The 26,919-nt window shown below is 45.3% G+C and carries 22 protein-coding genes; 9 read left to right on the forward strand and 13 right to left on the reverse strand.

Features of this window, described 5'->3' with window-relative positions:
• The first annotated feature begins 199 nt into the window (after nucleotides 1-199).
• The gene (locus KO533_RS09905) at nucleotides 200-2,785 is read left to right on the forward strand and encodes a TonB-dependent receptor (protein ID WP_113939055.1); all 2,586 of its coding nucleotides are present in this window, start codon (nucleotides 200-202) and stop codon (nucleotides 2,783-2,785) included.
• 127 nt (nucleotides 2,786-2,912) lie between these two features.
• Here the strand turns inward: KO533_RS09905 and KO533_RS09910 are convergent, their stop codons facing one another.
• The 5 genes from KO533_RS09910 to KO533_RS09930 form a co-directional block, all read right to left on the reverse strand.
• The gene (locus KO533_RS09910) at nucleotides 2,913-3,413 is read right to left on the reverse strand and encodes a DUF4447 family protein (RefSeq protein WP_198571879.1); all 501 of its coding nucleotides are present in this window, start codon (nucleotides 3,411-3,413) and stop codon (nucleotides 2,913-2,915) included.
• Between the two features lie 30 nt (nucleotides 3,414-3,443).
• On the reverse strand, nucleotides 3,444-3,851 hold the full coding sequence (locus tag KO533_RS09915) for an SMI1/KNR4 family protein (protein ID WP_113939053.1): 408 nt from the start codon (nucleotides 3,849-3,851) through the stop codon (nucleotides 3,444-3,446).
• 173 nt (nucleotides 3,852-4,024) lie between these two features.
• Entirely contained in the window at nucleotides 4,025-4,810 is a 786-nt protein-coding gene (locus KO533_RS09920) for a RelA/SpoT domain-containing protein (protein ID WP_219253933.1), read from the reverse strand.
• 205 nt (nucleotides 4,811-5,015) lie between these two features.
• Nucleotides 5,016-7,100: a M13-type metalloendopeptidase gene (locus KO533_RS09925; RefSeq protein WP_168824750.1), complete on the reverse strand. Its 2,085-nt coding sequence runs from the start codon at nucleotides 7,098-7,100 to the stop codon at nucleotides 5,016-5,018.
• A gap of 261 nt (nucleotides 7,101-7,361) precedes the next feature.
• Nucleotides 7,362-7,916 carry a sugar O-acetyltransferase gene (locus KO533_RS09930; protein ID WP_219253935.1) on the reverse strand — a complete coding sequence of 185 codons (555 nt, stop codon included), beginning with the start codon at nucleotides 7,914-7,916 and terminating at the stop codon, nucleotides 7,362-7,364.
• Nucleotides 7,917-7,994: 78 nt separating this feature from the next.
• Between KO533_RS09930 and rsuA the strand changes: the two genes are divergently transcribed.
• A complete protein-coding gene (gene rsuA, locus KO533_RS09935; RefSeq protein ID WP_168824754.1) occupies nucleotides 7,995-8,747 on the forward strand; it encodes a 16S rRNA pseudouridine(516) synthase RsuA in 753 nt (250 codons plus the stop codon).
• A 71-nt stretch (nucleotides 8,748-8,818) separates the two neighbouring features.
• Here rsuA and KO533_RS09940 read toward each other — a convergent pair whose 3' ends face one another.
• Genes KO533_RS09940 through KO533_RS09950 form a run of 3 tightly spaced genes read right to left on the reverse strand, consistent with a single transcriptional unit; the run spans nucleotide 8,819 to nucleotide 10,889 of the window.
• Entirely contained in the window at nucleotides 8,819-9,775 is a 957-nt protein-coding gene (locus KO533_RS09940; protein ID WP_219253937.1) for a DUF4097 family beta strand repeat-containing protein, read from the reverse strand.
• Nucleotides 9,772-10,356 (reverse strand): anti-sigma factor, encoded by a 585-nt coding sequence (locus tag KO533_RS09945; RefSeq protein ID WP_105250153.1) that lies wholly within the window; start codon nucleotides 10,354-10,356, stop codon nucleotides 9,772-9,774. Before KO533_RS09945 ends, KO533_RS09940 begins: the two co-directional genes overlap by 4 nt.
• Nucleotides 10,356-10,889, reverse strand: a complete 534-nt coding sequence (locus KO533_RS09950; protein ID WP_219253939.1) for an RNA polymerase sigma factor — start codon at nucleotides 10,887-10,889, stop codon at nucleotides 10,356-10,358. The genes KO533_RS09945 and KO533_RS09950 overlap by 1 nt, the downstream gene beginning before the upstream one ends.
• A 450-nt stretch (nucleotides 10,890-11,339) precedes the next feature.
• Between KO533_RS09950 and KO533_RS09955 the strand changes: the two genes are divergently transcribed.
• Nucleotides 11,340-13,202, forward strand: a complete 1,863-nt coding sequence (locus KO533_RS09955; protein ID WP_131523737.1) for a methyl-accepting chemotaxis protein — start codon at nucleotides 11,340-11,342, stop codon at nucleotides 13,200-13,202.
• Nucleotides 13,203-13,399: 197 nt separating this feature from the next.
• Here KO533_RS09955 and KO533_RS09960 read toward each other — a convergent pair whose 3' ends face one another.
• The 3 genes from KO533_RS09960 to lolB form a co-directional block, all read right to left on the reverse strand.
• Nucleotides 13,400-14,347 (reverse strand): ribose-phosphate pyrophosphokinase, encoded by a 948-nt coding sequence (locus KO533_RS09960; protein ID WP_006080255.1) that lies wholly within the window; start codon nucleotides 14,345-14,347, stop codon nucleotides 13,400-13,402.
• Between the two features lie 112 nt (nucleotides 14,348-14,459).
• The gene (gene ispE, locus KO533_RS09965) at nucleotides 14,460-15,314 is read right to left on the reverse strand and encodes a 4-(cytidine 5'-diphospho)-2-C-methyl-D-erythritol kinase (protein ID WP_219253941.1); all 855 of its coding nucleotides are present in this window, start codon (nucleotides 15,312-15,314) and stop codon (nucleotides 14,460-14,462) included.
• A 1-nt stretch (nucleotide 15,315) separates the two neighbouring features.
• Nucleotides 15,316-15,960 (reverse strand): lipoprotein insertase outer membrane protein LolB, encoded by a 645-nt coding sequence (gene lolB, locus KO533_RS09970; protein ID WP_113939046.1) that lies wholly within the window; start codon nucleotides 15,958-15,960, stop codon nucleotides 15,316-15,318.
• Nucleotides 15,961-16,213: 253 nt separating this feature from the next.
• On the opposite strand from lolB, the gene hemA reads away from it, so the two are divergent.
• Genes hemA through prmC form a run of 3 tightly spaced genes read left to right on the forward strand, consistent with a single transcriptional unit; the run spans nucleotide 16,214 to nucleotide 19,421 of the window.
• A complete protein-coding gene (hemA, locus tag KO533_RS09975; protein WP_028761678.1) occupies nucleotides 16,214-17,464 on the forward strand; it encodes a glutamyl-tRNA reductase in 1,251 nt (416 codons plus the stop codon).
• Nucleotides 17,465-17,478: 14 nt separating this feature from the next.
• Complete coding sequence (gene prfA / locus KO533_RS09980) at nucleotides 17,479-18,570, forward strand: peptide chain release factor 1 (RefSeq protein ID WP_131523734.1); 1,092 nt, start codon at nucleotides 17,479-17,481, stop codon at nucleotides 18,568-18,570.
• A 2-nt stretch (nucleotides 18,571-18,572) separates the two neighbouring features.
• Nucleotides 18,573-19,421: a peptide chain release factor N(5)-glutamine methyltransferase gene (gene prmC, locus KO533_RS09985; RefSeq protein ID WP_212599726.1), complete on the forward strand. Its 849-nt coding sequence runs from the start codon at nucleotides 18,573-18,575 to the stop codon at nucleotides 19,419-19,421.
• A 369-nt stretch (nucleotides 19,422-19,790) separates the two neighbouring features.
• On the opposite strand, the gene KO533_RS09990 is transcribed toward prmC, so the two are convergent.
• Nucleotides 19,791-20,342 carry an outer membrane beta-barrel protein gene (locus KO533_RS09990; protein ID WP_219253943.1) on the reverse strand — a complete coding sequence of 184 codons (552 nt, stop codon included), beginning with the start codon at nucleotides 20,340-20,342 and terminating at the stop codon, nucleotides 19,791-19,793.
• 653 nt (nucleotides 20,343-20,995) lie between these two features.
• Here KO533_RS09990 and KO533_RS09995 point away from each other — a divergent pair.
• The 3 genes from KO533_RS09995 to KO533_RS10005 all read left to right on the forward strand — a co-directional run bounded on the left by KO533_RS09995 (nucleotide 20,996) and on the right by KO533_RS10005 (nucleotide 24,946).
• Nucleotides 20,996-21,868, forward strand: a complete 873-nt coding sequence (locus KO533_RS09995) for a pirin family protein (RefSeq protein WP_219253945.1) — start codon at nucleotides 20,996-20,998, stop codon at nucleotides 21,866-21,868.
• A 339-nt stretch (nucleotides 21,869-22,207) separates the two neighbouring features.
• Nucleotides 22,208-23,584, forward strand: a complete 1,377-nt coding sequence (dbpA, locus tag KO533_RS10000) for an ATP-dependent RNA helicase DbpA (protein WP_011847678.1) — start codon at nucleotides 22,208-22,210, stop codon at nucleotides 23,582-23,584.
• A gap of 288 nt (nucleotides 23,585-23,872) precedes the next feature.
• Nucleotides 23,873-24,946 carry a hypothetical protein gene (locus tag KO533_RS10005; protein ID WP_219253947.1) on the forward strand — a complete coding sequence of 358 codons (1,074 nt, stop codon included), beginning with the start codon at nucleotides 23,873-23,875 and terminating at the stop codon, nucleotides 24,944-24,946.
• Between the two features lie 214 nt (nucleotides 24,947-25,160).
• On the opposite strand, the gene KO533_RS10010 is transcribed toward KO533_RS10005, so the two are convergent.
• Entirely contained in the window at nucleotides 25,161-26,705 is a 1,545-nt protein-coding gene (locus tag KO533_RS10010; RefSeq protein WP_113939041.1) for a DEAD/DEAH box helicase, read from the reverse strand.
• Between the last annotated feature and the right edge of the window lie 214 nt (nucleotides 26,706-26,919).

Consider the following 26,919-nt stretch of genomic DNA (forward strand, 5'->3'; position numbering starts at 1 on the left):
TGTAGGTTGAATTTTTAGTGCTTAGACCTTCTTTGATTCTCGTATGAGGAAAATACACTGCCTCAAATGTAACAAAAGCTTAACTTTTATTTCTCCGCCATTGACTTTGGTTTGTAACTCATTACCTTGTGTATTGTTAATTTAGGGTTTTCTTATTGTTAAAATAATTTTAATGAGATAAATAAAACAAGGGAAATGTATGAACAGACCTCAGATTCTACCCAGTGCTTGTGCAATCGCAATTGCTATGGCATATGCGCCAACAGTGGCCCATGCTGCCGATAAAGGTGCAGAAAAAGTTGAACGTATTGAAGTAACGGGTTCCCGTATTAAACGTACCGATATTGAAGGCCCTTCCCCTATTCAATCGATCAGTAAAGACGATATTGCCAATATGGGATTTGATAACCTGCAGCAATTACTTGAACGCATGCCTGCCAATGGTGCTGGCGCGTTTTCTACCCGAGGAAACAGCCAAGATTCAACCGCCAACGGCGGCGCATCTATCAGTCTACGTGGTTTAGGCCCAGACGCGACCTTAGTGTTAATTAACGGTCGTCGTGTTGCGGCGAGTGCTTTTGCCGAAGGTATCACTAATTCCTTTGTTGATATCAATAATATTCCGGTATCAGCTATTGAACGTATCGACATACTGAAGGACGGTGCATCGGCTATTTATGGTTCTGATGCGATCGCGGGTGTGGTTAACATTGTTCTGAAAAAAGATATTGAAGGCATTGAGGTCAATCTTGGCTACGGTGATGCTTCAGGCACTGGCTACGATGAAACGACAGCGAATATGGTGTGGGGGATGAAGTCCGATAAGGGCAGTGCTTCCGTTATCCTCGACTATTTCAAAAATGATACTTTAGCTGCGACTGATTTAGGACGTTTTGGTGTTTCAAATCAATCACCTTATGGTGGTGAAGATTTTCGTTCTTCCCGTGGTTTTCCTGGGTATTTCTATGTTGATGGTGTTAAAACTATCGATCCTGCTTGTCCTGCTGATAGTGCAACCGCGAGTGGAAGTTGTTTATTTGAGTACGGCTCATACAATTTTGTTGCGCCGGCTGCGGAGCGCGTAGGGGCTATTGGCCAATTTGACTATCATTTTAATGATGATTTAACAGCATTTTTAGAGTTAGCGGCGCAGCACAATACCTCAATCGCAGGTGGAGCACCGACACCACTTGACGAGGATGCTGGTTTAACTGTACCTGGATCTCACCCGAATAATCCTTGGGGGAAAGATATTGAAATTGGTCGCTTCCGTACGGTTGATGCGGGGGCGCGACGTTGGGATATTGAATCCGATAGTTTACGTTTAGTTGCTGGTTTACGTGGTGTAGTAAAAGAGTGGGATTGGGAAGCTTCTGTTCAAAAAGGTCGCAGTGAGTCGACTCAAACGGGTGATCGCAGCCAAGGCTGGGTAAGAACAGATTATTTGCAACGTGAAATTGATGCGGGTCGTTACAATCCTTTCGGCGGCACGATGAACTCACAAGAGGTCATTGACGCTATTACCACCAGTTTAGTACGCCAAGGTTTGTCAAACATGACATCTTATGCGGCTAACATATCTGGTCAAGCATTTACCTTGGCTGGTCGCGACATTATGATGGCGGCGGGAGCTGAATATCGCGAAGAAGATGTCAGTGATGTGCCCGATGAGCAATTCCAACGTGGATTGATTTTTGGTACTGAAGCTGTCTCTGCGGCAGCATCCCGTGAGCAATATGCCGCTTATATGGAATTATCTATTCCAGTCACGGATAACTTCGAGTTGCAACTCGCTGGTCGATATGATCATTACAGCGATTTTGGTTCAACGACTAACCCTAAAGTCGCCTTTCAATGGGGAGTGACCGACGAGTTAACGGCGCGTGCGTCTTGGTCAACAGGCTTCCGTGCACCCTCGTTAGCGCAGATAGGTCTTGGTCCATCTCGCGAAAGTAGTTTCTTTGTCGATACTTACCGTTGCGCTGCCGATAATGTTGATTGTGAAGCCTTAGATTACAACACTGAATTTGAAGGTAACTCTGAGCTGGATGCTGAAGAATCCGAAACTTGGAACGTCGGTATGATCTGGGCGCCGAGTCAGACGTTTGATGTGGGTTTTGATATCTTTAGCATCACGCAAGACAACAAAATTGATAAACAGCCATTAGGCGATATCTATACTGCAAATTGTAACGATCAAAATAGCACAGTGTGCGAGCGCTTAGCGCCACAGCTAGGTCAAACTTTAGGTCCGATCAGTATTATCCATTCAAGCTTTATCAACTTAAGCTCTCAAGATGTACAAGGGATGGATGTCTCTAGTCATTATGGTTTTGAGTTAGATAGCTATGGGGATTTGAAGTTTGGCTTAGAGTACAGCTACTTACATAATTTTGAGAAAGATGGTCTGGATTACACGGGTGAGTATAAGTTTCCTCAACATCGCTGGTTACTCACCACTAACTGGACTATGGATAATTTTGCCGCCAATATTAATTTGAGTTACATCGGTGAATTTGAAGATACCCCAGATATCAATTTCGATGGTGTACTTGATTTTGAAAGTAATAAGTCTCGTATGATCGACTCTCAATTATTGGTCGACATGTCTGGTACTTATCGCTTCAATGAAATGTTCAAGCTGACACTAGGCGTGAACAACGTATTTGATGAAGAGCCACCATTTGCTATCGGTGACGGTGATACGGATCTCTACGGCTATGTTATTTCAGTACATAATCCTATGGGCCGCTACATTTACACTAAATTCACGATGAACTTCTAACTACCGCTTAGCGTCATTTCATTCGGAATGGTGCGTCATTTATGATGGGTGGTGTGATCTCTAATAAAAAAGGCCAATAATGATATTGGCCTTTATTTTTATAGGGTTAAACTTGTGACGGTTGAGTTTATAACTGAGTCGCTGCCCACTTTGCGCGACTTTCGCGGCTTTCACTCATTTTGGTCGGTTCACGGAAGGCTTTGTAGGCCTCCACGTCGAGGGCCACTAGGCTGACGTCGACTTCTAGGACCAGTTTGCACTCTTTCTTGATGCGCCAAGCGGCCGTGTTGTACAGCTCAGTAAAAGGCAGTGAACTTAGGAATTCGGGGTTGTATTGTGTGTAAACCGCTTGAGTGGGGTAGACCACGAAGGCTAAGTGACGCTTAGGTTCTTTCTTAAATAGTTCTTCGATACCATCGCAGGTGTTGAGCACTTGCATCTCAATGATGTCATCAATATCAAGCAGTTTCTTTTGCGCCAGCTCAGGTGCCAGTTGTTCACCGCTTTCCCAGGCGAGTACATCGGCTTCGCTATGGTTAGTCAGAGCACCAACTTGAGCCGCGCTTAAGCTGAGTGACTGGCGTAAGTAGCTCATTTCGATGGCATTCAAGCCAATGTTCTTAGACATAATCGTGTTCTCAATGCAATAAAAGTAAAATTAGTATTTGATCTTTAACCAGATTTCTTCAACCCATTCCCAAAACGACTCCCAATAGATATCGGTAAAGTCGCCGTTTTTCCAGAAATGTACTTGACCATCTTGGTCGATACAGTAAAAAGCATCACCTTGCTGACAAATGGCAATCATGTCCCTTGGCATACCGATGGACCACGCATAGCAAGTCACTTCGGGCAGGTAGGTGTGCGAGTAGGGATCCGATGCTGTTACTGGCTCTATCGTGCCGTAAATCACATCACTGGCGTACAGCAGGTATTCTTTTAGCTCCCTTGGCAATGAAATCAGGATTTGCTCTTCGACTTCGACGAGCTGCTCAAATGTGGGTAATTCGAGTGGTACAGGAACAGTTTCGCTGCGTTCTTGGAGTTGCTCAATAATGTCGTGCATGGCATTTCCTGCTGATAGGGCTATGGCGCGGGATTATATACTTAAAAAGACGTTCGATGCGAGAGAGTGCATTTTTCAGCTTATTTTTAATATGTTTTTTCAGGCACTGTAAAATATAAAAAAAGGCGCTGGCACCTTTACAGATAACCAGCGCAAGAGTGGAAGCTTTTTAGTTAAGCGACTGAGGCTCTTAATAAACTGGCTTCATCAACCCGTTTATAGTTAAGCCATGCCTTGTGGTACAACTTATGTGATTCTTGACGTAATTGGGCAATCTGCGCGAGTTCAAACTCACTTAGTGAACGTTGTTGTTTACGAGCATTGGCCTCAATCCTCTGTACTTTTTCATATACCTTGTGTTCAGGACCATTTTTGATATCGGCGATATCCTGTAGGTGTAATTGCACTTCAGCAATCATGCCTGATTGGGGTAAGCGTACCAGTAGATTGAGATCGCGATAGCCGGAGGCTTTAGGTTCGGCAAAGCGGTTTTTTTGTTTCACAACTTGGGTGTGCTCATTCAAAGTTTGGTAGGCCTGCATCAGATCTTGAATGCTGTCGGTCACAATACTTGCCCTTGCAAGGTCGGTAATTTGGCTGGCATCACCGTTAAATTTTGTCGCTACTTTATCGGCTGCTCTTTGGTAACTCTTTACTGGCGGAACAATCACTTGTGCCTGTGAATAATGGGCAATCTTGGTGAGTAATTGAGCGAGCTCAGCTTGTGCATCATAGGCTTGGTGATGGAGCACGGATAAGTCATTCGAGGGTTGATGAGGCGCATCGAAGGTCTGACTGCTGAGTGCATATAGACCTTGTAGGTCATGGCTTGATGCCTGTCTTGCACTGTAATTACCACGTTCTGCTTTACTGTCACTGATGTCGAGAGGATTTGCTACACCAGCGCGGCTCGATAATAAGAGTAGAAAAATAAAAAAGGTACGAAATAACTTAGTCATGCGGCCTACTTCCTTATGGGTGAGTTATTCAGGTCACGCAACCACCATAGGCTTCTATTGCTTAATTAAAGCTGAACCAACCATGAAGACTTGTTCATCTTGCGCATGGGGCTCAGTGGTTTAAGGAAATAAAAATGGCGCCACCTGTAACAGTGAGCGCCATTGTTGGCCAGCTTATGCCGCTGAACAGTGATTTAAATTTGGCTTACCAAATTTTTACGCGTTTCTCTGGTGCGATATACATGGCATCGCCAGGTTTTACATCATACGTAGTGTAGAACTCAGGCATGTTAGATAGTGCACCCAGTGCGCGGAATTCCGCAGGTGAGTGTGGATCGGTCGCTACGCGGTTACGCATTGCTTCTTCTTTAGCTTTTGCGCGCCAAATTTGCGTGAAGCCGATGAAGAAACGTTGATCGCCCGTTAAGCCATCGATAACAGGTGCATCTTTACCGTTAAGCGATTTTTTATAAGCACGATAAGCTATAGTCACACCTGACAAGTCACCAATGTTCTCGCCTAAGGTTAAGCTGCCGTTGACATGCAGATCATCAAACACTGCGTAACCATCGTATTGTGCGATTAGCGCTTTGCCGCGAGCAGAGAACTCTTTCAAGTCTTGCTCTGTCCACCAATCACGCATGTTGCCTTCGCCATCGAATTTAGCGCCTTGATCGTCAAAACCATGGCCCATTTCGTGGCCGATTACCGCACCAATACCACCGTAGTTGACTGCATCGTCAGCTGCCAAATTGAAGAATGGTGGTTGCAGAATGGCTGCAGGGAACACGATTTCATTCATGGTTGGGTTGTAGTAAGCGTTAACCGTTTGTGGCGTCATGTGCCATTCGTCTTTATCGATTGGCGCGCCCAGTTTGGCTAATGATTTAGCATGTTCAACTTCGCTGGCACGCATAGCGTTACCGACTAAGTCGTCTGCCTTGATGGTCAGCTTACTGTAATCTTCCCATTTGTTCGGGTAACCGATTTTCGGGTTGAATTTTGCTAATTTATCCGCCGCAGCCACTTTAGTGCTGTCGCTCATCCAAGTTAATTCTTTGATGCTGTCGCCGTAAGCACCACGCAGGTTTTCAACCAGTGCTTGCATACGGTCTTTGGCTTCTGGAGTGAAGTGACGTTTGACATACACTTTACCCACAACTTCACCAAGAACGCCATTGACGGCTGCAACGCCACGCTTCCAACGAGGTTCTTGTTCTTCTTGACCATTTAAGGTTTTAGAGAAGAAAGCGAAGTTTTCATTGTCTAACGCTTCACTCAGATTGCTCGCCGCGTGCGTCAGCACTTGCCATTGCATATAGGTTTTCCAAGTGGCTAACTCAGTCGTTTTTAAAACTTCGTTTAACCCTTGGATATAGCTAGGTTGGTTAACTATGATATCGGTTTGCTTGTCAGCGCCAAGAGCGGCTAAGTAGCCAGCCCAATCGATATCTGGCGCCAGTGTTGGCAGATCTTTGACTTGATATAGATTGTAGGTTTTAGTGCTGTCGCGGTTTTCAACCACATCCCAATGCTTAGCAGCAATCGCCGTTTCTAAGGCTAAAATAGCTTCAGCACTGGCTTTAGGGTTAGCGAGACCCGCAAGGGTAAACATTTTTTCGATATGAGCGACATATGCCTTACGGATATTAACGAAGCGTTCGGATTCGTTAAAGTAGTAGTCTTTCTCTGGCAGGCTTAGGCCATATTGATAGAGATGCGTTGCGTAACGGCTAGAGTTTTTTGCATCGATATCGATATAAAATGCTATTGGGGTACCCGCGCCAGCGATTTGGCTGTGGGCGAAGTACTTCACTAATTCATTCTTATCTTTTAAGGCATTAATAGCATCAAATTCGCCTTGGATTGGTGTGACTCCCAGCTTATTGAGTGTCTCTGTATCCATAAATGAACGATATAAATCGGCCACTTTTTGCTCGTCTGTACCAGCGGCGAGATTGGGCGTTGCAGCCACTTCTTCGATAATAGCTTTTACGTCGTCACGTGATTTTTCACGTAAATCGTAGAAAGCGCCAATGCTAGTGCGATCGGATGGGATCTCAGTGTTTTTTAGCCAAGTGCCGTTAACGTATTTATAGAAATCGTCTTGTGGACGAATCGCTTTATCAAAATTAGCAAATTCAATTCCAGAACCTAGTGCTTGAGTCACTGCCGCTGCGGTGGCTGTTTTAGCAGTTTCAGGTGCTTTAACTTCGGCAGCCTTGTCATTACAGGCAGTCAGGCCTGCGATAAGTGAGGCACACAGTCCCCCAATGAGTACTTTTCTCATGTTGTTTCCTTCGAGTTTATTATTGTGCCCATTATTGGGGCTGTTATTTTGGCAAAATGGGATTGCTTCAGGCGCAATGAACTATGTTAATGCCTTACTAGGAATCGAAACAAGGTCATTACAGTGTTTATCGTGGATTTATCTTGAGTGATATGTAACTAAAGGTTACCAGTTAGCATATTTAAGTCAGTAGCTGTAAAGTTACCGTATGCAGGCCTTTTCAGGTAAGCGAGCACTTCGATTTCTCATTTTAAAATAGGGTTAATTCAGTTGCCTAATTTGTTTTGCAGGGTTGCCTGCAACCACTGTTTTGGCAGCGACATTTTTAGTTACTACGGCGCCAGCACCGATGACGGCATCATCACCAATATTGATTCCTGGCATTATGATTGCGCCGCCGCCAATCCATACCCGTTTACCGATGTGAATCGCTTTAGCGGTTTCCAAACCTGAGCAACGTAGCTCGGCATCAAGTGGGTGACTTGAGGTATAAAACTGTACATTGGGACCAATCATAGTCTGTTCATCAATAAAAATGGGGGCATTATCCTGCAAGGTGACATTGACATTGATGAACACTCTGTCAGCAAGAGTGAGATTGATGCCATAACTGATAAAAATCGGCGTGGAGATAGTTGCAGCAGGCGATTTAAGGGGCAGAAGTTGTTGGCAGAGTTGGGCGTACTCAGTGCTATTTTGAGCAATCGTTTGATTTAATTGTCGATTCAGTCGCTGCTGTTGTGTTCTTAAACTTAAGAGTTCGCTGTCAAGACAATCATATTCTTGGCCTGTGATCATCTTTTGGAATTCAGTCATAGCATCTTTCCCTATGGTGATTACTGTCAATGCGTAAGGGCTCATATAGAAACACAGCTCGCGTTGAGCAGCAATTCTTTGCCCTTTGAACTGGTCGGCTTCATAATACGGCAGTTTTCTTTATTGAAGTTGAGTATTAACGTGCGTTTAGACAAATTTATCTGTGAGAGTACCTCACTGACTCGCTCATTAGCGAAAAAAGCCTTGCATCGCGGTGATATTACTTGTGATGGCTTAGTCGTTAAAGACTCGGGTTTTAAAGTGACTGAAGGTATGTGTGTTTGCCTTGAAGGCGAGCCGATTGTCTTAGTGGGCGAGCGTTATTTAATGCTTAACAAACCGGTAGACACTATTTGCTCGACGATAGATGAAACCTACCCTTCGGTATTGAGCTTAGTGGATGTGCCTAAGCCAGAAACTTTGCACATTGCTGGTCGTTTAGATGCTGACACTACAGGACTTGTGTTGATTACCAGTGATGGCCAATGGTCGCATAAGATCACCTCACCGAAGAAAGAATGTGGCAAACGTTATTTAGTGCAACTCGCTGAGCCTGTGGATGCTCGTTTGATTGCGGTATTTGCCGCTGGCGTTGAATTGCGCGGTGAAGATGGTCTAACTAAGCCGGCGTTACTGGAGATTATTGATCCACAATTAGTGCGATTAACTATCACCGAAGGTAAGTATCATCAAGTGAAGCGTATGTTTGCCGCTGTGGGCAATCATGTGCAAGGGTTGCATCGTGAAAGTGTAGGGCAAATTGAATTAGACCCCTCCTTAGCACTGGGTGAATGGCGATATTTGACGGCTGAAGAGATAGCTTCAGTCTGATGAGTTTGATATAAAAAATGCCGCTCGAGTTTTACTTTGGCGGCATTTTTATTTGTGCTAAATAGCTTTTATTACTGTTTCTTTAAAATCAGATGACCGCTGATGGTATTCATCTTCACGTTGGCTGCACCAGAGCCTGTTTGGAATGATAACTCTGTGCTTGGTACATATTTCTGTTTTTGTGGTACATCTTGGGTTAAACCGTTGTTGATTTTTCCACCAGGACCACCATCTAAGTTGAAGCTTGCATCGGGAACATCATTAAAGATCACGGTAATATCGCCACTCACACTTTCTAAATTCGCTTTGTTGAAGTTTTTAGCGAGTGACACTTGTGAATCTCCGCTGACGGTTCTGAGCTCGATTTCTTTGGTGACGCTAAAGTTAGCATTTACTTCACCTGAGACTTGTTCGATCGTGACTTTTTCTGCCTGAGTGTGGCTTTTTAAGTCACCGCTAACGAGGCGATAGTTCATTTCTCCTTTACTGTCAGTGTCCTGAATCGTGCCGGATACGGTTTCTAATTTGATTTTTCCATCAAGTGCTTTGGTCGTGATATCACCAGAGACTGTATGTAACTCAGGTTTACCACTTAAGTTGTTGGCGTTGATATTGCCGCTTACCGTATTCAAATCTAGTTCACCTTGAGTTTCGGCAACTTGCAGATTGGCAGATATGGTATCTGCACTGAGTTTAACCGTTTTTGGGACTTTAATGGTGAGCTGTGATCCTTTGTCATTATTGCCATTATAGTGGCGAGGCATCTTGTCTTCGATATTGAGACTATTTCCCTGTTGCTCAAACACAAAGCCTTCGCTCAATTCATCTAATGTGCCAGTGACACTCACTTCACTCTTATCCCATGTTTGAATGGTCACATCACCGCGTTGGACTTTGATCTGCAGTTGAGTGTCGCTGCTGACACTTAACTGTTTATCAACGCTTTGTGCTGCTAACACATTGCTCATTAAGCCTAAACAGAGTGTCGAAACCAATAGGCTAGCTTTAGTGAGATTGAGGTTACTCATAGGGTGTTTCCTTGTGTCGAGTTTCTAATGGGTAATTTTTGGCCCTGTTGTAATAGGTCGAGCTCACGCTGCTGCACCCAAAGCCAGAGTTGCCAAAGTTGTTTATCGGTTGGATTTGCTTGTAAAGCTTGGTAAATCTGTGTTGCCGCGAGCCTTAGCTCAGTTAAACCTTGCTCAACGGGTGCGCTGAAGCTGCTCGTTTGCCACATTAGCGCATTTGGCGCCTGTTCTAGGTTGTCCACTTGCGCTTGGTGTGATGTTGCAATTTGGGTGAGTAATAAATGTAAGGCCGCATCCCCTGGTTGCTCTGGCATAGCTTGGTTTTGGGCAAGCTCTGTCTGCTGCATTATGAATGAGTTGAAATAGGGCAATTGGGTATATCCCAATGCCGCTAGAATAATAAACGAAGCCGCTATCGCCCAAGCGTGACTCTTCTGGGATTTGTACGTTTGGGCTATCAGCGTTTTATCCATGCGTTTTTCAATGCCTTGCCACAGATCATGTGTAGGCGACATCTCTTTGGGCGCGCTATTGATCAATTGCTCAAGCTGTTGTTCACGGGAAAGCGGCGTTAACGTCATTACAGCATCTCCTGTAGTAGTTGCTTAGCTCTATGGTATTGGGTCTTGCTGGTGCCGACGGCAATGCCAAGTAAGTCAGCGATTTCATCATGTTGATAACCTTCGATTGCACAGAGTACGAAAACCATGCGAGCGCGTTCTGGCAGTTTGAAAATTAACTTATCTAATCCGCTATAGCTGCTATCAGAGCTTAAGGGCTCAGTTTCATGTTCCAGCGGAATAAATCGTGACCAAAAGGACTTTTGTTTACGAATGCTGCTCAATGCCTGATTGACACAAATACTGTGTAACCAAGTGGAAAACTGACTCTCACCTCGAAATTGTGGCAACTTCTGCCACACTAAAATAAAACACTCTTGGGTAATTTCTTCAGCCATAGCGCTATGGCCGCAAAGGCGCAGTGATAGGGCGTAAATACGTTTGTAATGGCTTTGATACAGCAACTTGAAGGCAGTTCTGTCTCCTTGGCTCGCTAAGGTGACCAGTTCAAAGTCAGACATTGAGCCATTGAGTGGGAGGATCCCTGCTGTCACTGTAATTTCCTGCCATAATGATTGAGTGTTGTAGTTTTGACGCAGTGGGCGCTACAAAAGGTTTGGAACCTTAAAAAATATATTTTATTTAGATCAATTATCCAGCGTAACATTTTTGTAATTTGTAGTAGAATCCGCCCGGAAAAGTACTGCTAAGCTAATGAAGTAATTCATTTTATATCAATTGATATTATGACACTTACATCTGCTTTGAGACGGTATATTTAACGTAATTAAAACGAAATACTTTGTAGTAACGGTAGGGTATCACCCTGAAGCACCAAGCTAAAAATAAGTTAAAAATAATGCGCTACTCACAGTATGGGAGCTTAAATCGACAAGCTATCAAAGTATTTGATGTGAACTTTTAATGTATTGCTATGTTTGCGCTGTTAAAGGCTTAATTTCCAGCTATCTTTTTAAGATAGATTATATATTCGGGGACTTTCTATGCTAATCCGCTCAAAGTTGTTACTCAGTGCTGCAGTGTCTATTTCGGCACTAATTGCCATGTTTGGATTACAACTCTATTCAAATTCGGTGAAATCGGAACTTTCTAACGCGGCTCAAAGTGTGCTTGATTTAGAGCGAGACGTCTTAATTTTGCGTAAAAATGAAAAGGACTTTTTCGCTCGCAAGGATTTGAAATATGTCGAGCTGCATAAGCAAAGCCACATGGCAATCGACAGTATTGTCCCTGAGTTAGAGAAAGTCTTTAAAGAATATGAGGTGTCGACTGCCTCACTTGAAAGTTTTGACCGTAATTTAAATCAGTATCAAGCCGCTTTTTCTGAAGTGGTGCAGCTACAACAAGAGATTGGCTTAACACCTAAAACAGGTTTGTACGGTACATTACGAGCTGCGGTGCATAACGTTGAAACGCTACTCAAGGAATTTGATCAGCCCGCACTCGAAGCCGCAATGCTGCAACTTAGGCGTAACGAAAAGGATTTTATGCTGCGTCGTGAGCTAAGTTATGTCGAAACCTTCGATACTAATATTGGTAAGTTTAATGACAAGCTTCGTGCCTCGAGTATCGATATTGATACTCAACGAAAAATTGAAGAGCTTATTACTCAATATCAAAAGGATTTCAAAAGCTTAATTAATAAAGAACAGCAGCTTGGTTTGACCGAAAATGACGGTACTATGGCGCGAGTTTTAGCTGCAAACCAGCAAACTGAGAGCAGTACGAGTGACTTGAAAAACTTGGCTCTTAAGGCTATTGATGATGCTGAGAGTAGTAGTGTTAATGTCGGTATTACTGTGTTTATCTTTATTGCGTTACTACTATCAATCATTACCTACTTGATTATCCGCAGTATTATCGCGCCTGTTGAGCGCATCACGCAGATCATTTCTCGCATCGAGGTGAGTAAAGATCTGACATTGAGGTGTGATGCTTCCACCCAAGATGAACTCGGTGAAATTGCACAGCATTTCAATAGCATGGTGAGTAGCTTCCAACAGCTGATTGAGCAAGTGATTGAGTCGGTCGCAACGATTAACACTTCCTGTAAACGTGTTTCAGAAAATGCCATGCTCGCCTCCGAAGGTGTGGGTCAACAACTTAATGAGACCGACATGGTCGCAACAGCAATCACTGAGATGGGTGCAACGATTGAGGAAATCGCTAAAACAACCGAATTAGCGGCATCAAAAGCGGGTCAGACCCACGATAATGCCCAAAGTGGTCAATTAGAGGTTGAGCAAACGATACATAAAATCCAGTCACTTGCTGAGCAGTTGAATAGCTCAGCAGCGGTCGTTAACGAATTGGAACGTGACAGCGAGACTATCGGTAGCGTGTTAGATGTGATCCGCGGTATTGCTGAGCAGACCAATCTTTTAGCCTTGAATGCCGCGATTGAAGCGGCGCGTGCGGGTGAGCAGGGCCGTGGTTTTGCTGTGGTTGCCGATGAAGTGCGTAACTTAGCGATGCGGACGCAATCGTCAACCCAAGAGATTGCTAACATCATTCAAACGCTGCAGACGCGTACCCGATCGATTGTGCAATTGATGGAATCTAGCCAAAAACAAGGCGTTGAAAGCGCTGAACAAGCGGCAAGTGCAGGCGCTTTATTGAAGCTTATCAATAACGACGTGCGTAATATTATGGACATGAGTACTCAAATTGCGGCGGCTATTGAAGAGCAAAGTATGGTGGCGGCCGAAGTGAACAAGAACGTGGTGGTGATCCGCGATATCGCTGAGGAGTCATCCCATGCGGCAGATGCGAATGCGTCGGCATCTGATGAGCTGAAAGCGCAGGCTGAATTCTTATTCCGTGCGGTGAGTAATTTTAAAATCTAATATTTAAAAGCCAACTCTAATCTGATGAGCAAAAGCTAGCTTAGAAAATACACTAACAAAAACGCACTCCGAGGAGTGCGTTTTTATGTCTGAGTGATGAGCTCTGCAAGCTTAGTGATTCGTTAAAACAGCAAACTGTGCATTGTACAACTCAGATTAGTCAGAACGTTCAGTGACTACTATGAGTGACGGAACAGTTAGTGACGGAACATGGCAGAAATAGACTCTTCGTTGCTTACGCGACGAATTGCCTCAGCCAGTACCGCAGACATAGTTAACTGAGTTACTTTAGCCACTTTCAACATTTCTGGGCTTAAAGGAACAGTGTCAGTCACAATCACTTCATCAATCACTGAGTTAGCGATATTTTCAGCCGCTTTGCCAGAGAACACTGGGTGAGTTGCGTAAGCAAATACGCGGTTCGCACCATGTTCTTTTAAGGCTTCAGCCGCTTTACACAGAGTGCCGCCTGTGTCGATCATATCGTCAACGATAATGCAGTCACGACCTTGAACATCACCAATGATGTGCATAACTTGCGCAACGTTCGCTTGTGGGCGACGTTTATCAATGATCGCTAAATCAGAATCATCCAACAGTTTTGCTACTGCGCGAGCGCGAACAACACCACCGATGTCTGGAGAAACAACGACTGGATTATCTAAGTTCTTCGCTAACATATCCTCTAGTAGCACTGGGCTACCAAATACGTTATCAACAGGAACGTCGAAGAAACCTTGGATTTGCTCAGCGTGCAGGTCACAGGTCAGAACGCGGTCAACACCCACGCTAGACAGGAAATCGGCAACCACTTTTGCAGTAATAGGTACACGGGCGCTACGAACGCGACGGTCTTGACGTGCATAACCAAAGTAAGGAATAACAGCTGTGATACGGCCAGCAGATGCACGGCGTAGCGCGTCAACCATAACGATGAGTTCCATCAGGTTGTCGTTTGTCGGCGCACAAGTGGATTGGATGATGAACACATCGGCCCCACGTACATTTTCGTTAATTTGGACACTGATTTCACCATCGCTGAAACGACCAACCACTGCGTCTCCGAGTTTGCAAAATAGACGATCGGCTATCTTTTTAGCGAGACTGGGGGTGGCGTTCCCAGCAAAGAGCTTGATGTCGGGCACTGTATGAACCTCAGGCGTTTGCTTTATATTTTAGTGGCTAGAGTAACGACGATGTAGGGACGGGAGGAACCCGAGGCGTTATCGTTAAGTGGTTACTCTAGAAGAAAGTAGTTTAAGGGTGACTGAGTCGCGTGATGAGCGGCGAAAGATTCATCCCTTGTGCAACAAATCCTTGCATTTCAGACGGTAATTTCGCCAAGGCTGCGAGAGCTTGTTGCTTTTGTGTGAATTCCCCGAACACGCATGCGCCTGTTCCTGTCATTCTCGACGGCGCATATTCTAGCAGCCAGCCTAATGCCTTGGCAACTTGAGGGTATTTAGAAACGACTAGTTTTTGACAATCATTTGCCCAAGGTTGGTTCATTAAGGTATCTATGGCCAGTTTCGGGGTATCACGTGGTAAAAGTGGATCTTTGAATACTTCAGCGGTGGAAACATGGGCATCGGGTGCGATGATTAAGTACCAAGGCTCACTCGGATTTACCGCTTGTAAGCGTTCACCTACACCTTCGGCAAAAGCGGCGAAACCATGAATAAAAACAGGAATATCGGCACCCAATTTAAGGCCGATTTTAGCCAGTTCTTCGGTCGATAATTGGGTGTTCCATAACGTGTTCAGTGCCACTAAGGTGGTGGCAGCATCTGACGAGCCGCCACCTAAACCTCCGCCCATGGGCAGACGTTTATCCAACCAGATTTCGGCGCCGCCAGTAAAGCCTGTGGTTTGTTGTAATGATTTTGCGGCTCGCAGAATTAAGTTATCGCTATCGGCGACAACATTAGAGATATTGGAGTGCAAAATCAGTTCTGCGCTTTCAGTGACCTTAAAATCGAGCATGTCACAGTAATCAATAAACTGAAACAAGGTTTGCAGTTCATGATAACCATCTGCGCGGCGACCATTCACGTGTAAGAATAAGTTAAGCTTGGCTGGTGCTGGCCAATGGCGTGAAATTGCTGCGGGCATGCTAAGGTTTCTCTTCGAGTATGATTGCAGGCTTGCCGAGGGCTTGCCATTGATTCAATTGTAGTTTGAGTTGTAAGTCACCACGCTCAAGCTTTAATTGATGGGGCACGTTGGCGCCGCTCTGGGATTGCCAACTTAAAAATGTTACCTGCCAAGGCGGTGGGGTTTGAGTGTTCGTGAGCTGTTTGGGTTTGCCTTGGCTATCGCTTTCCAGTACTTGGTCATTCGGGCCAACTTGGCCGGTGATCCATAAAGGTAAATCGGCCAAGGGGATGGACCAACCGCTGACGCGCTCGAGTAAACGCTGGGCATTATCGTCGCGAAAATCTTTGCCATCGATATGTAAATGGGCAGAGTTTGAGGTTGAATTAAGCGTCAACACCGTTGTACCTAGCATAGTCGTGAGTGTGAGTTCATCGCGATCTTCACTGTGGCGCCAGTAGATATTGGCACTGAGTTTATCGTCGGGAGTTTTTATCGCGAGTTTTCCCTGTAATTCCCAAGCTTTGGCTTGGCGCGCATCATTGACTGTGATTGGGCTTAAGTCAGTCATCGGCGGCAAAGTTTCACACCCCGCCAGTAAGAGTAGGGCGCTTAAGGTAAAACAAGAGAAAATGGTTTTTGTGAGGCGCTTCAAATTATTCATCTATGACTGATATACCAAAGTCCTTATGATACGAGGGCTTGGAAAGAATACCAATGCCAAACGTAAAATTTCCATCGGTGGTCACTTAGATTTGCTCCCTTGGGGCAAATTTTGCTTTACCTATTATTGATAGAAAATTTAGGTAAGAAGTTAGACCTTTATTCGGTTTTGTTAAGCGTATTCTGTTTTTAGTTGGGCCAATTCAGTAGAATGCCCTTATTAAGAGAGTCGCCAAGAATCTAGAAAGAGTCAGATGAGCCTTGTAGCAATCGGTATTAACCATAAAACAGCCACGGTAGACCTGCGTGAGAAAGTCGCCTTCTCTCCGGACAAAATTCATGACGCTATGAAGAGTCTGGCCAGTCGTACACGCTCGGGTGAAGCCGTTATTGTCTCGACCTGTAATCGCACTGAGTTGTATTGCAACAACGGCGATGAGGCCGACATTATTGCGTGGCTTGAAGAATATCACGGCCTAGATCATGAGGATGTAGCACCTTGTCTCTATAACTATCACGGTCAAGATGCCGTAAGGCATTTGATGCGCGTAGCCTCTGGGCTCGATTCTTTGATCCTTGGTGAGCCGCAGATTCTCGGTCAAGTAAAGCAAGCGTTCGTTAAGGCCAAAGAGGCTGGTACGGTTGCGCTAACCATAGATAGACTCTTTCAGAATACTTTTTCAGTCGCTAAGAAAGTCCGCACTGACACTGAAATTGGCGCCGCCGCAGTTTCAGTGGCATTTGCCGCGGTAAGCATGGCGAAACATATTTTCTCATCGATATCGACCACTAAAGTACTGTTGATTGGCGCAGGTGAAACTATAGAACTGGTTGCGAAGCATCTTAAAGACAACGGTGTGGCTTCAATGGTCGTAGCAAATCGGACGTTAGAACGTGCCCAAGGCATGTGTGAGGAGTTTGGCGCAACAGCAATTACACTGGCGCAGATACCAGATTATCTCCCAAAAGCCGATATCGTGATATCCTCTACCGCCAGCCCTCTGCCTATCCTAGGTAAAGGCATGGTCGAAAAAGCGCTAAAGCAGCGTCGCCATCAACCTATGTTATTGGTTGATATAGCAGTTCCCCGGGATATTGAGCCGGAAGTCGCCGATTTGGATGACGCGTTTCTGTATACAGTGGACGACCTGCATAGCATTATTGAACAGAATATGGCTTCTCGAAAAGAAGCCGCCGAGCAAGCTGAAGTAATTACTGAAGAACAATCTTTCCTATTTATGGATTGGATCCGTTCTTTAGAGTCGGTCGACAGTATTCGCGAGTATCGCAGCCAGAGCATGGCGGTAAAAGATGAGTTAGTGGAACGCGCCTTGAATAAATTAGCCCAGGGCTCAGACACTGAGCAGGTATTGATTGAACTAGCCAATCGCCTGACCAACAAACTTATCCACGCACCGACACAGGCCCTCACGGCAGCGAGTCGTCAGGGCGATTTGAATACTCTCGGTCAGTTAAGATCAGCGCTTGGATTAGATAAAAACTAAGGTTAGCGAGTTAAATGAAGGAATCCGTTATCCGCAAGCTGGAAGGCTTGCTCGAGCGCAATGAAGAAGTCATGGCTTTGCTGGGTGATGCTAGCGTCATTTCCGATCAAGACAGGTTTCGTGCGTTATCGAAAGAATATGCCCAGTTAGAAGACGTTGTTGCTGGCTTTAAAGCCTATCAGCAAGCGCAGGCCGATCTCGATTCTGCCAAAGAAATGCTGGAAGAAGACGATGCTGAAATGCGTGAAATGGCGCAGGAAGAGATGAAAGCCGCTAAGGCCAAACTCGAGCAGCTCGAAGACGAATTGCAAATTCTATTATTGCCAAAAGATCCTGACGACGATAAAAACGCCTTCGTTGAGATCCGCGCTGGTGCAGGCGGCGATGAAGCGGCTATTTTTGCCGGTGACTTATTCCGCATGTACAGCCGTTATGCTGAAGCGAATCGCTGGCAGATCGAAATCATGAGCTGCAACGAAGGCGAACATGGTGGCTTTAAAGAAGTGATCATGAAGGTCAGTGGTGACGGCGTATACGGCAAACTTAAGTTTGAATCCGGCGGCCACCGTGTACAGCGTGTGCCAGAAACCGAATCCCAAGGACGTGTGCATACTTCAGCGGTTACTGTTGTGGTACTTCACGAAGTGCCTGAAGCGGAAGCGATTTCAATCAACCCAGCCGATCTGAAAGTTGATACCTATCGTTCATCAGGTGCAGGTGGTCAGCACGTTAACAAAACTGACTCAGCTATTCGAATCACCCATATTCCTACTGGGATCGTGGTGGAATGCCAAGATCAACGTTCGCAACACAAGAACCGTGCCCAAGCCATGAGTGTACTGGCCGCACGTATTCAAGCTGTTGAAGACGAAAAACGCCGCAGCGCCGAAGAATCGACCCGTCGTAGTCTGGTTGCCAGTGGCGATCGCTCCGAACGTGTACGTACTTACAACTTCCCGCAAGGCCGCGTGAGCGAACACCGCATCAACTTGACCTTATATCGCTTGAACGAAGTGATGGAAGGCGATCTCGATGCTATTTTATTGCCTCTGATGCAAGAGCATCAAGCCGATCAGTTAGCCGCACTGGCTGACGAGCAGGGGTAATTTTGTCAGATCAATCTAGCATAGCCGAAGCCCTGCAATGGGCTTATGTGCAGTTAGCATCAACCTCTGAATCCGCTCATTTGGATGCAGAGGTTTTGTTGTTATATTGCCTCAATAAAAGCCGCAGCTATTTGTATACTTGGCCTGAAAAATCCCTAACGGTTGAACAGTGGAAACGCTTCCAGCAAATGGTACAGAAACGCCAAAAAGGCGTACCTGTGGCACATATTGTTGGTGAGCGCGAATTTTGGTCGTTGCCTTTTATCGTCAACGACACCACTTTGATCCCGCGTCCTGATACGGAAATTTTGGTCGAAACCGCCTTGAACCTGCCGCTTTCCACCTACGCCAAAGTGCTCGATTTAGGCACAGGCACTGGAGCCATTGCGCTGGCGTTGGCGTCTGAGCGTGAGTCATGGCAAATCACCGCGGTCGATAAAGTCGATGATGCCGTGGCTTTGGCTATCGCAAACCGCGAGAACTTAAAGCTGCCACAGGTCGAAATTCTCCAGAGTGACTGGTTCAGTGCCGTAAAGTCGCGGGACTTTGATTTAATCGTCTCAAATCCGCCCTATATTGATGAAGCTGACGAACACTTGCACCAAGGTGACGTGCGTTTCGAGCCCCAAAGCGCGTTAACCGCCGCCGAGGAAGGCTTTGCCGATCTTTATTATATTGCCAACACAGCTCGAGATTACTTAAAGCCTAACGGCTATATCCTGCTCGAACATGGTTTTGAGCAGGCTGTGAAACTCAGAGCTAAGCTTATTGAACTAGGCTACGAGAATGTCGCCACAGTGCGAGACTTTGGCAGTAATGACAGATGCACTATGGGTAAATGGGCGGAATAAGTTACTAAAAATAAATTCGATGACCCATAGAATAATGATGAGACTTTAGACTTATTAACTTGTCATCTCAAATATAACGCTATTGCCAATCTGCAATGGCGTTTTTTATGTATAGATATTTGCTTAAAATAGTGTCTTCAGTGAATATAAGATGACTATTCTTAGGCAATATAGTTATGGGATATAGTTTAATCAGCTGTGGAATGGGAAATTTTTCTTCAGCATTTGCTATAAATTTTATATAGCGTTAATAGAAATAACGTAATTAATTATGATGAAAATGGATTTTTACTAGAATTCTAAGTTAAATTTTTGCTTAGCAACATGATGCCAGCATTTACTGGCATTATGGGGTTTAAATTTATAGCCTTAGAAGCTGTAGCCTATTCCTACAGTGAAGCTCGTCATTTCAAATACTCCAGAATCCTGGTAGGCTAATGTTGTCATAATTTCGAAGCCATTATAAAAACGACAACGCCAACCTAATGCGGCATATAAGCCATATCCATCGTCTGAATACTCATCTATAGTTATAACATCATCACTACTATTTTCGTAGTCATTCAATTGATAATTAGCTTTAGATTGAGATAATCCTGCCTTAAATATCGCATTATGTCTTGCTGATATTTGGTATGTATATGTGCCAGCAAGCCGAGAGGAATAAGAGTTCTCCAACACGTAATCGTCAAAAACACCATGTATTGCTGCGGTAAAAGGCTCACTTTGAAATGGTGTGTAACCTACTTCAACTCCCCAATCTGGGGTGAATTGATAGCGATAGGCAAAGTCATAATGGGTTATCCCCCCATAGTCTTCTGTTGAGCCTAAACCCAAGCCTGCAGAGAAACCATGGGTTTCGTCTGCGCTAGATGCTGTAGTGGAAATGAGTAAAGCTAAAAGTATAAATAAGCGTTTCATTGTACTTCCTGTAATCACATTAATCCATGAACGCTAAAAGTAACAGATTTGGTTGCTAATTGTAAATGTTTTGATTTTTTATTTATTTCGTATGGTCTCCCGATAAGTAGACAGATATCAGTAAGTTTATATTGAAACAAATGTAATAATTTATTATTTCTTCTTCTTAGACTTCAGTAATTCGCTATGTATTTTACTTGGTAAGCAGTAATTATTGTTAAATCCTCATTGTTTCTAAATGAACTAAATTAAATTTTTATAGTATTTTTGTGTTGGCTGTATTTGTATACAGTGTGCGGAAATACATTTTTAATGAATGGAAGTAATTTAATTCAGATTTAAGGTTTGATTTTTATGTACCATAATAATTAAAATTTTTTTATTAACGCTATTTTTGATAGCCACGAGTTCAAATCCGAAGTGCAAGATTTGGCAACTAAACCACTATTTTATTATCCAGTTAGAACACTAGGTTACTCGCTCCTTCCTGCATACCGTTCTATTTTTTCGAATGTTTAGGACGTGATTTCGCGTTATTCTTTTGTAAACTTCCTTGTTATTCTGCCTCCATCAGCAAAGCGTTTGCGTCTTGTGTTAGCCGTATGATCTTGGCGTTTCACGTATCGCTTTGCTCAACCGATAGGAGAGCAGCAATGAAAGTATTAAGTCAGTTTTCCGCCAAAGCCGTGAGGGATGGCGATGGGGTCAATATTCGCCGTGTCGCCGATTTTGTGACGACTAAATTTGATCCTTTCTTGATGATCGACGAAATAAAATCCGATGATGAACAAGACTTTATTGGCGGTTTCCCCGTACATCCCCATCGCGGGATGGAGACCTTTACTTATATTCGTAAGGGCGGTTTTGAGCACCGTGACCAAATGGGTAATGTGAAGGCGATTCGTGCCGGCGATGTGCAGTGGATGAGTACAGGGTTCGGTGTAGTGCATTCTGAAATGCCACTTGCCGATGCTGTCGATGGTCTGCATGGATTTCAAATTTGGGTCAATATGCCCGCCAAAGACAAGCTGCGTCCAGCTAAGTATCAAGATACTGCGGGTAGCGCGAGCGTTGAAGTGACCAATAACACTGGCGCTAGCTTAAAAGCCTTAGCGGGTGATTGGGGCTTTAAAGATCAGCCGCTTATTAGTGCGGCTATTCAAGGATTAGCGGGTGAGGCTGCTATTGCTGATTTAAGTCTATCGCCAAATGCTGAGGCCACGCTCGATTTGTCTCAACATGAGTTTGTCGCCTTGTACTTGTACCAAGGTGACTTAAGTAAAGGTGAAGATTCACAGTGGTCATCTGCTTCAAATCAACATCATCAGGGCGAGTTTTTAGTGATCGATAGCCAAAGTGTGCTTAAGCTTAAAGCCGATGAGCGCGGCGCTGGGATGCTACTGTTTGCGGGTAAACCTATCCGTGAAAAAATCGTCCAGATGGGTCCCTTTGTGATGAACACCCAAGCGGAGATTCAGCAGGCGATTCGCGATTACCAAGAAGGGCGTTTCGGCCAGATCGCGTAATTTGTTAAATCTGCCGCACTGAGCTAATTCTAAATCCAAGCCTAAATCTAAGTCTAAGCCCTGTATTGCTACGGGGCTTTTTTGTTGCTGTTTACGCCTGCTATGTCTATTGCTTAAGGACTTGAGGCAAAAGCTGCGCTTTGTTGCTACAATAGCCGTGCTTTTGGGTTGAGCGAGCCTAGCGCTTAAATCTAAACTCAAGCTAGCCCAAAGCTAACCTGAATCTTGATAGACCAGTTAAATCGATAAGTAACGCAATTTCAGTAACCTAGCAGCCGCTTCGTTACCCACCACAGGATATTCACCTTGAGCAACTCTGATACTAAGCCTAATCCATCAATGGCTTTTTCGACTCTTAAGCTAAAACCCGAACTGCTTGAGAACCTTTCTTCTATGGGCTACAACGAGATGACGCCAATTCAGGCGCAAAGTTTGCCACCCATTTTAGCGGGGCAGGATGTGATAGGTCAGGGTAAAACTGGCTCGGGTAAAACGGCCGCCTTCGGCTTAGGATTACTGAACAAGTTAGACGTTAAACGCTTTCGCATTCAAACCTTAGTGTTATGCCCAACCCGCGAGTTGGCCGACCAAGTGGCGCAGGAAATCCGTACCCTTGCCCGTGGTATTCATAACGTTAAAGTACTGACACTTTGCGGCGGTGTGCCTATGGGGCCACAAGTTGGCTCGCTGGAACACGGCGCGCACATTATTGTGGGTACGCCTGGCCGTATCGTTGATCACTTAGATCGCAATCGCTTAGATTTAAGCAATCTCAACATGTTAGTGCTCGATGAAGCCGATCGCATGTTAGAAATGGGTTTCCAACCAGCCCTCGATGCGATTATCGAACAAGCGCCTCGTGAGCGTCAGACGTTGCTATTCAGCGCGACGTTCCCAGAGCAAATTCAATCGATTGCTAAGCAAATCATGTATGACCCAAGCATGGTTAAAGTTGAAGGTAATCACGACAGCTTGAGCATAGCCCAACATTTCTATCATTTAGATGATGACAAGGCGCGTATGCAAGCGCTGCAATTATTGTTGTTAGAACATAAGCCTGAAAGCGCGGTGGTGTTTTGTAACACGAAACGCGAAACCCAAAAAGTGGCCGATGAGCTTGAAGGTTTAGGCTTTAGCGTATTGGCTTTGCACGGCGATTTAGAGCAAAGAGACAGGGACGAAACCCTGCTGCAATTTGCTAATAAGAGTGCCTGCGTCTTAGTGGCGACCGACGTTGCCGCCCGTGGTTTAGATATCGATGCGCTGGATGCCGTGTTTAACTATCACGTTGCCTACGACACCGAAGTCCACATTCACCGCATCGGTCGTACTGGCCGTGCGGGCAGTAAAGGCGCCGCTTATACCTTCTATAACGACCAAGACGGTTACAAAATTGCCTTGTTAGAAGAGTATTTAGAGCGCGAAATCACCAGCGAATCACTGCCATCTGAAAGCCTGCTCGGCAACACGCCTGCAGCCCCAACCATGATCACTCTGCAGATCGATGGCGGAAAGAAGGAAAAACTGCGTCCAGGGGATATCTTAGGCGCGCTGACAGGCGAAAACGGTATCGAAGGCTCACAGGTGGGTAAAATCCAAGTGACCGATTACCGCGCCTATGTGGCCGTTAATCGTAAGGTTGCCAAGAAAGCACTGAACAAAATTACTGGCGGCCGGATCAAAGGAAAATCTTACCGCGCTTGGCCAATGAAGTAAGTTTGGCCTAGCTTGAGTTGAATCGTACCTCGATTTAATTCGCTCTATTTTTAAAGGGAATAAACTCAGGTTTATTCCCTTTTTTGTTGGGTTTTATAGCGGTAGTCACTACACCTTTGTGTCTACTTCACCTCGAATCTTATTGGGCGATTAAGTAACACTTTGTATTTGTCTGCTTAATTGATATGCCCCTCAGCTTGCCTGTGTTAGAAGTGATTCTGAGTAAAAAATAAATGAGCGGATTAACGGCTTTGTCAGGTGATAGGGCTGCATCGGTTTGGAGTATTTATGTTTCGATGGACTATTTTACTAAGCATCTTTTTAAGCGCAGCGAGCGTTGCATCAATTCAGCCAGAGCCGCAACCGGAGTCTAAGTCAGAGTCGCAACCGTTACAGCACTTTATCTATATTAATCATCGTGAGGCCAACGGAGAAAACATTCGTGCCGACAAGGCGCTGCACGATCCCCGTTTTGGCGGTGCGCAGATTGTTTATACTTGGCGCAGTTTAGAGCCTAAGCAGGGCGAATATGATTTCAGTGCGATTAGGGCCGATATTGCGTATCTCGATTCGATAGGCAAAAAATTGTGGATCCAGCTGCAAGAGAAATCCTTTACGCCCAGAGTCAATGTGCCGCGTTATTTGCTCGATGATCCTATTTATCAAGGCGGTGTGTTGAAGCAAAGCATGTTGAGTGCACCAGAGCGTGATCCCAATAAACCGGTGACGGATGATGAGTATGGCTGGTCAGCCAAAATGTGGGAGCCCTCAGTGCGTGCACGTTATCAACAATTGGTGCGTCAGCTTGGCCAAGAGTTTGATGGGAAAATTGCGGGCATTAACTTTAGTGAAAGCTCAATTGATGTGGGGACTGAAAACGCCGACGGAACAACCACCTTCCCCAGTGATTTTAATCCTAAAGCCTATATTGATGCGATTGGCGAGAATATGCAGGTATTAGCTGAGTCATTTCAGCATTCAACCGCTATGGTGTATTTGAACTTTTTGCCAGACGAATGGCTGCCATGGAATGACAAAGGCTATATGCGAGGCTTATTTGCGCAAGCCAAATCGCTCAACATGGGTGTTGGTGGCCCAGATCTGATGCCTTACCGTAAAAGTCATATGGCACAAAGTTATGCCTTTATTAAAGAGTACCCAGCGACACTGGTGAAAGGTATGGCGGTGCAAGACGGTAATTTGCGGCAGATTAATCCTAAAACGGGTAAAAAGAATACTGTGCCTGAGCTGTTGGATTTTGCACAAAACTACCTAGGCTTAGACTACATTTTTTGGGTTGAAGATGAACCCTATTTTACGGATGAAGTCCTGCAGCAGTTGCCAGATACAAAGGCGAATTAACTTAGGTTGCCGTTTTAGGTTGTTTAAGGCAGTGATTGTTCAAGCCGATTATTGTTCAAAGCGTAGATAACGAGCTAAGCATCGATAAAGACAAACTAAGACAAACTAAGACAAACTAAGACAAACAAAAACGCCCAATTCCATACGGAGTTGGGCGTTTCTGTTTGGGACTTAATACGGCTAAATCGCTAAGCAAGTTCGCTTAGCTTTTGCATTAATCCTGTGAATGTCTTGGACGACTCGCACCGTTATTTGGGCGACGGGTGTTTTTCTTTGGGCCATTGGCGTAAGGGTTCTCACCCGCTTGGCCACGATTCTCGCCAGCACCTGAACGGCTTTCAGTTGGACGACTAGTGCCTGCGCTATTGGCTCGGCCATCGTTTGAACGTGGTGGACGAGGTTTGGCATCGGCACGGGGTGCGCTACTGGCTTCGCCGCTGTGTCTTGGGTTCTTGTCGTTTGGCTTGTGACCGCGCGCGACGTCACCGCTGCGTTGACCGTCTTTATGCTCGGCGCTTCTTGGAGCACCATCGCGTGAGCTAGGTTGGTTTGAGCTGCGGGTATTTCTACGACTTGGTACTGATTTACCGCTACTTTTCCCGCCGCCACCCAAACGTGATTCTGGCAATTCATGGTTAAAGCCTTCAACCATTTCTCGGTCTAATACGCGATTGATCAAACGCTCGATATCGTTCAGCAGTTTGATTTCTTCGTTACTTACCAGTGACACGGCTTGACCCGATGCGCCAGCGCGGCCAGTACGGCCGATACGATGCACATAATCTTCTGGCACGTTCGGTAAGTCGAAGTTAACCACTTGTGGTAATTGGTCTATGTCTAAACCGCGGGCGGCGATATCGGTCGCAACCAGTACGCGAGCTTGACCATTTTTAAAGTCGGCTAAGGCTTTAGTACGGGCGGTTTGGCTCTTATTACCGTGGATAGCGGCGGCTTTGATACCTGCCTCTTCAAGGCTTTTCGCCAGACGGTTAGCGCCATGTTTAGTGCGCGAGAATACCAATACTTGTTGCCAATCGTTTTGCTTGATGAGTTGGATCAAGAGTGCCGATTTTTGGCTCTTATCAACTGGGCAAACCCATTGTTTTACTGTGGTCGCCGCCGCGTTACGTGGCGTGACCGAAATTTCGACTGGATCATTGACTAGGCCTTTGGCCAGCTCACGAATTTCATCGGAGAAGGTGGCTGAAAACATCAGATTTTGACGTTGCTTAGGTAAAATGGCCAAAATTTTACGGATATCGCGGATAAAGCCCATGTCGAGCATACGGTCGGCTTCATCTAACACTAAGATCTCAAGCTGGCTGAATTTCACCGCTTTTTGATTATATAGATCCATCAATCGACCAGGCGTGGCGACTAATACGTCGACACCGTGGCGCAATTTAGCAATTTGTGGATTGATAGGCACGCCACCAAATATCACCGCTGAGCGCAGTGGCAAATTCTTACCATAGGTTTCAACACTTTCTGCAACCTGAGCTGCCAATTCGCGTGTCGGAGTTAACACTAATGCGCGCACTTGGCCTGCTTGGGCACGGTTACCTTTACTCAGGAGTTCGAGCATAGGTAGGGTGAAACCTGCTGTTTTACCTGTTCCTGTTTGGGCGGCCGCCATCACATCTTTGCCTTGAAGCACAGCGGGAATTGCTTGAGCTTGGATTGGCGAAGGTGTGTCGTAGCCTTGTTCGGCAACGGCTTTAAGTATCGGGGCCGATAAGCCCAGGGAGGTAAAACTCATAGATTGGTCTCTTGTGGCAACACTGTGCTGCATTTATGGTCAATAGCCAGGTCTGCTGGCGGGCGTGCAGCTTACAGGATCAGGGCTTTAAGTGCCATCTAATAAAGGTTTTTGGGTTGGGTTTCATTCATATTGGCACATAAATCGCTTGTCGGCGGCTTTCACTCGGCCTCGCTTATCTTTTAGGCGCAAGTTTAGATGGCAGAGTTTGAGG

Origin of the sequence: Shewanella sp. NKUCC05_KAH (genome assembly GCF_019345585.1) — a bacterium.
GTDB lineage: Bacteria > Pseudomonadota > Gammaproteobacteria > Enterobacterales > Shewanellaceae > Shewanella > Shewanella oncorhynchi.

Excerpts from the sequence above, each read along its gene's own strand:
- KO533_RS10005 (WP_219253947.1), top strand. The coding sequence starts at position 23,873 with ATGTTTCGATGGACTATTTTACTAAGCATCTTTTTAAGCGCAGCGAGC.
- prfA (WP_131523734.1), top strand. The coding sequence starts at position 17,479 with ATGAAGGAATCCGTTATCCGCAAGCTGGAAGGCTTGCTCGAGCGCAAT.
- lolB (WP_113939046.1), bottom strand. The coding sequence starts at position 15,960 with ATGAATAATTTGAAGCGCCTCACAAAAACCATTTTCTCTTGTTTTACC.
- dbpA (WP_011847678.1), top strand. The coding sequence starts at position 22,208 with ATGGCTTTTTCGACTCTTAAGCTAAAACCCGAACTGCTTGAGAACCTT.
- KO533_RS09925 (WP_168824750.1), bottom strand. The coding sequence starts at position 7,100 with ATGAGAAAAGTACTCATTGGGGGACTGTGTGCCTCACTTATCGCAGGC.
- KO533_RS10010 (WP_113939041.1), bottom strand. The coding sequence starts at position 26,705 with ATGAGTTTTACCTCCCTGGGCTTATCGGCCCCGATACTTAAAGCCGTT.
- KO533_RS09915 (WP_113939053.1), bottom strand. The coding sequence starts at position 3,851 with ATGCACGACATTATTGAGCAACTCCAAGAACGCAGCGAAACTGTTCCT.
- ispE (WP_219253941.1), bottom strand. The coding sequence starts at position 15,314 with ATGCCCGCAGCAATTTCACGCCATTGGCCAGCACCAGCCAAGCTTAAC.
- KO533_RS09990 (WP_219253943.1), bottom strand. The coding sequence starts at position 20,342 with ATGAAACGCTTATTTATACTTTTAGCTTTACTCATTTCCACTACAGCA.
- KO533_RS09940 (WP_219253937.1), bottom strand. The coding sequence starts at position 9,775 with ATGAGTAACCTCAATCTCACTAAAGCTAGCCTATTGGTTTCGACACTC.
- KO533_RS09910 (WP_198571879.1), bottom strand. The coding sequence starts at position 3,413 with ATGTCTAAGAACATTGGCTTGAATGCCATCGAAATGAGCTACTTACGC.
- KO533_RS09920 (WP_219253933.1), bottom strand. The coding sequence starts at position 4,810 with ATGACTAAGTTATTTCGTACCTTTTTTATTTTTCTACTCTTATTATCG.
- KO533_RS09905 (WP_113939055.1), top strand. The coding sequence starts at position 200 with ATGAACAGACCTCAGATTCTACCCAGTGCTTGTGCAATCGCAATTGCT.
- KO533_RS09930 (WP_219253935.1), bottom strand. The coding sequence starts at position 7,916 with ATGACTGAATTCCAAAAGATGATCACAGGCCAAGAATATGATTGTCTT.
- KO533_RS09945 (WP_105250153.1), bottom strand. The coding sequence starts at position 10,356 with ATGACGTTAACGCCGCTTTCCCGTGAACAACAGCTTGAGCAATTGATC.
- hemA (WP_028761678.1), top strand. The coding sequence starts at position 16,214 with ATGAGCCTTGTAGCAATCGGTATTAACCATAAAACAGCCACGGTAGAC.
- KO533_RS09955 (WP_131523737.1), top strand. The coding sequence starts at position 11,340 with ATGCTAATCCGCTCAAAGTTGTTACTCAGTGCTGCAGTGTCTATTTCG.
- KO533_RS09995 (WP_219253945.1), top strand. The coding sequence starts at position 20,996 with ATGAAAGTATTAAGTCAGTTTTCCGCCAAAGCCGTGAGGGATGGCGAT.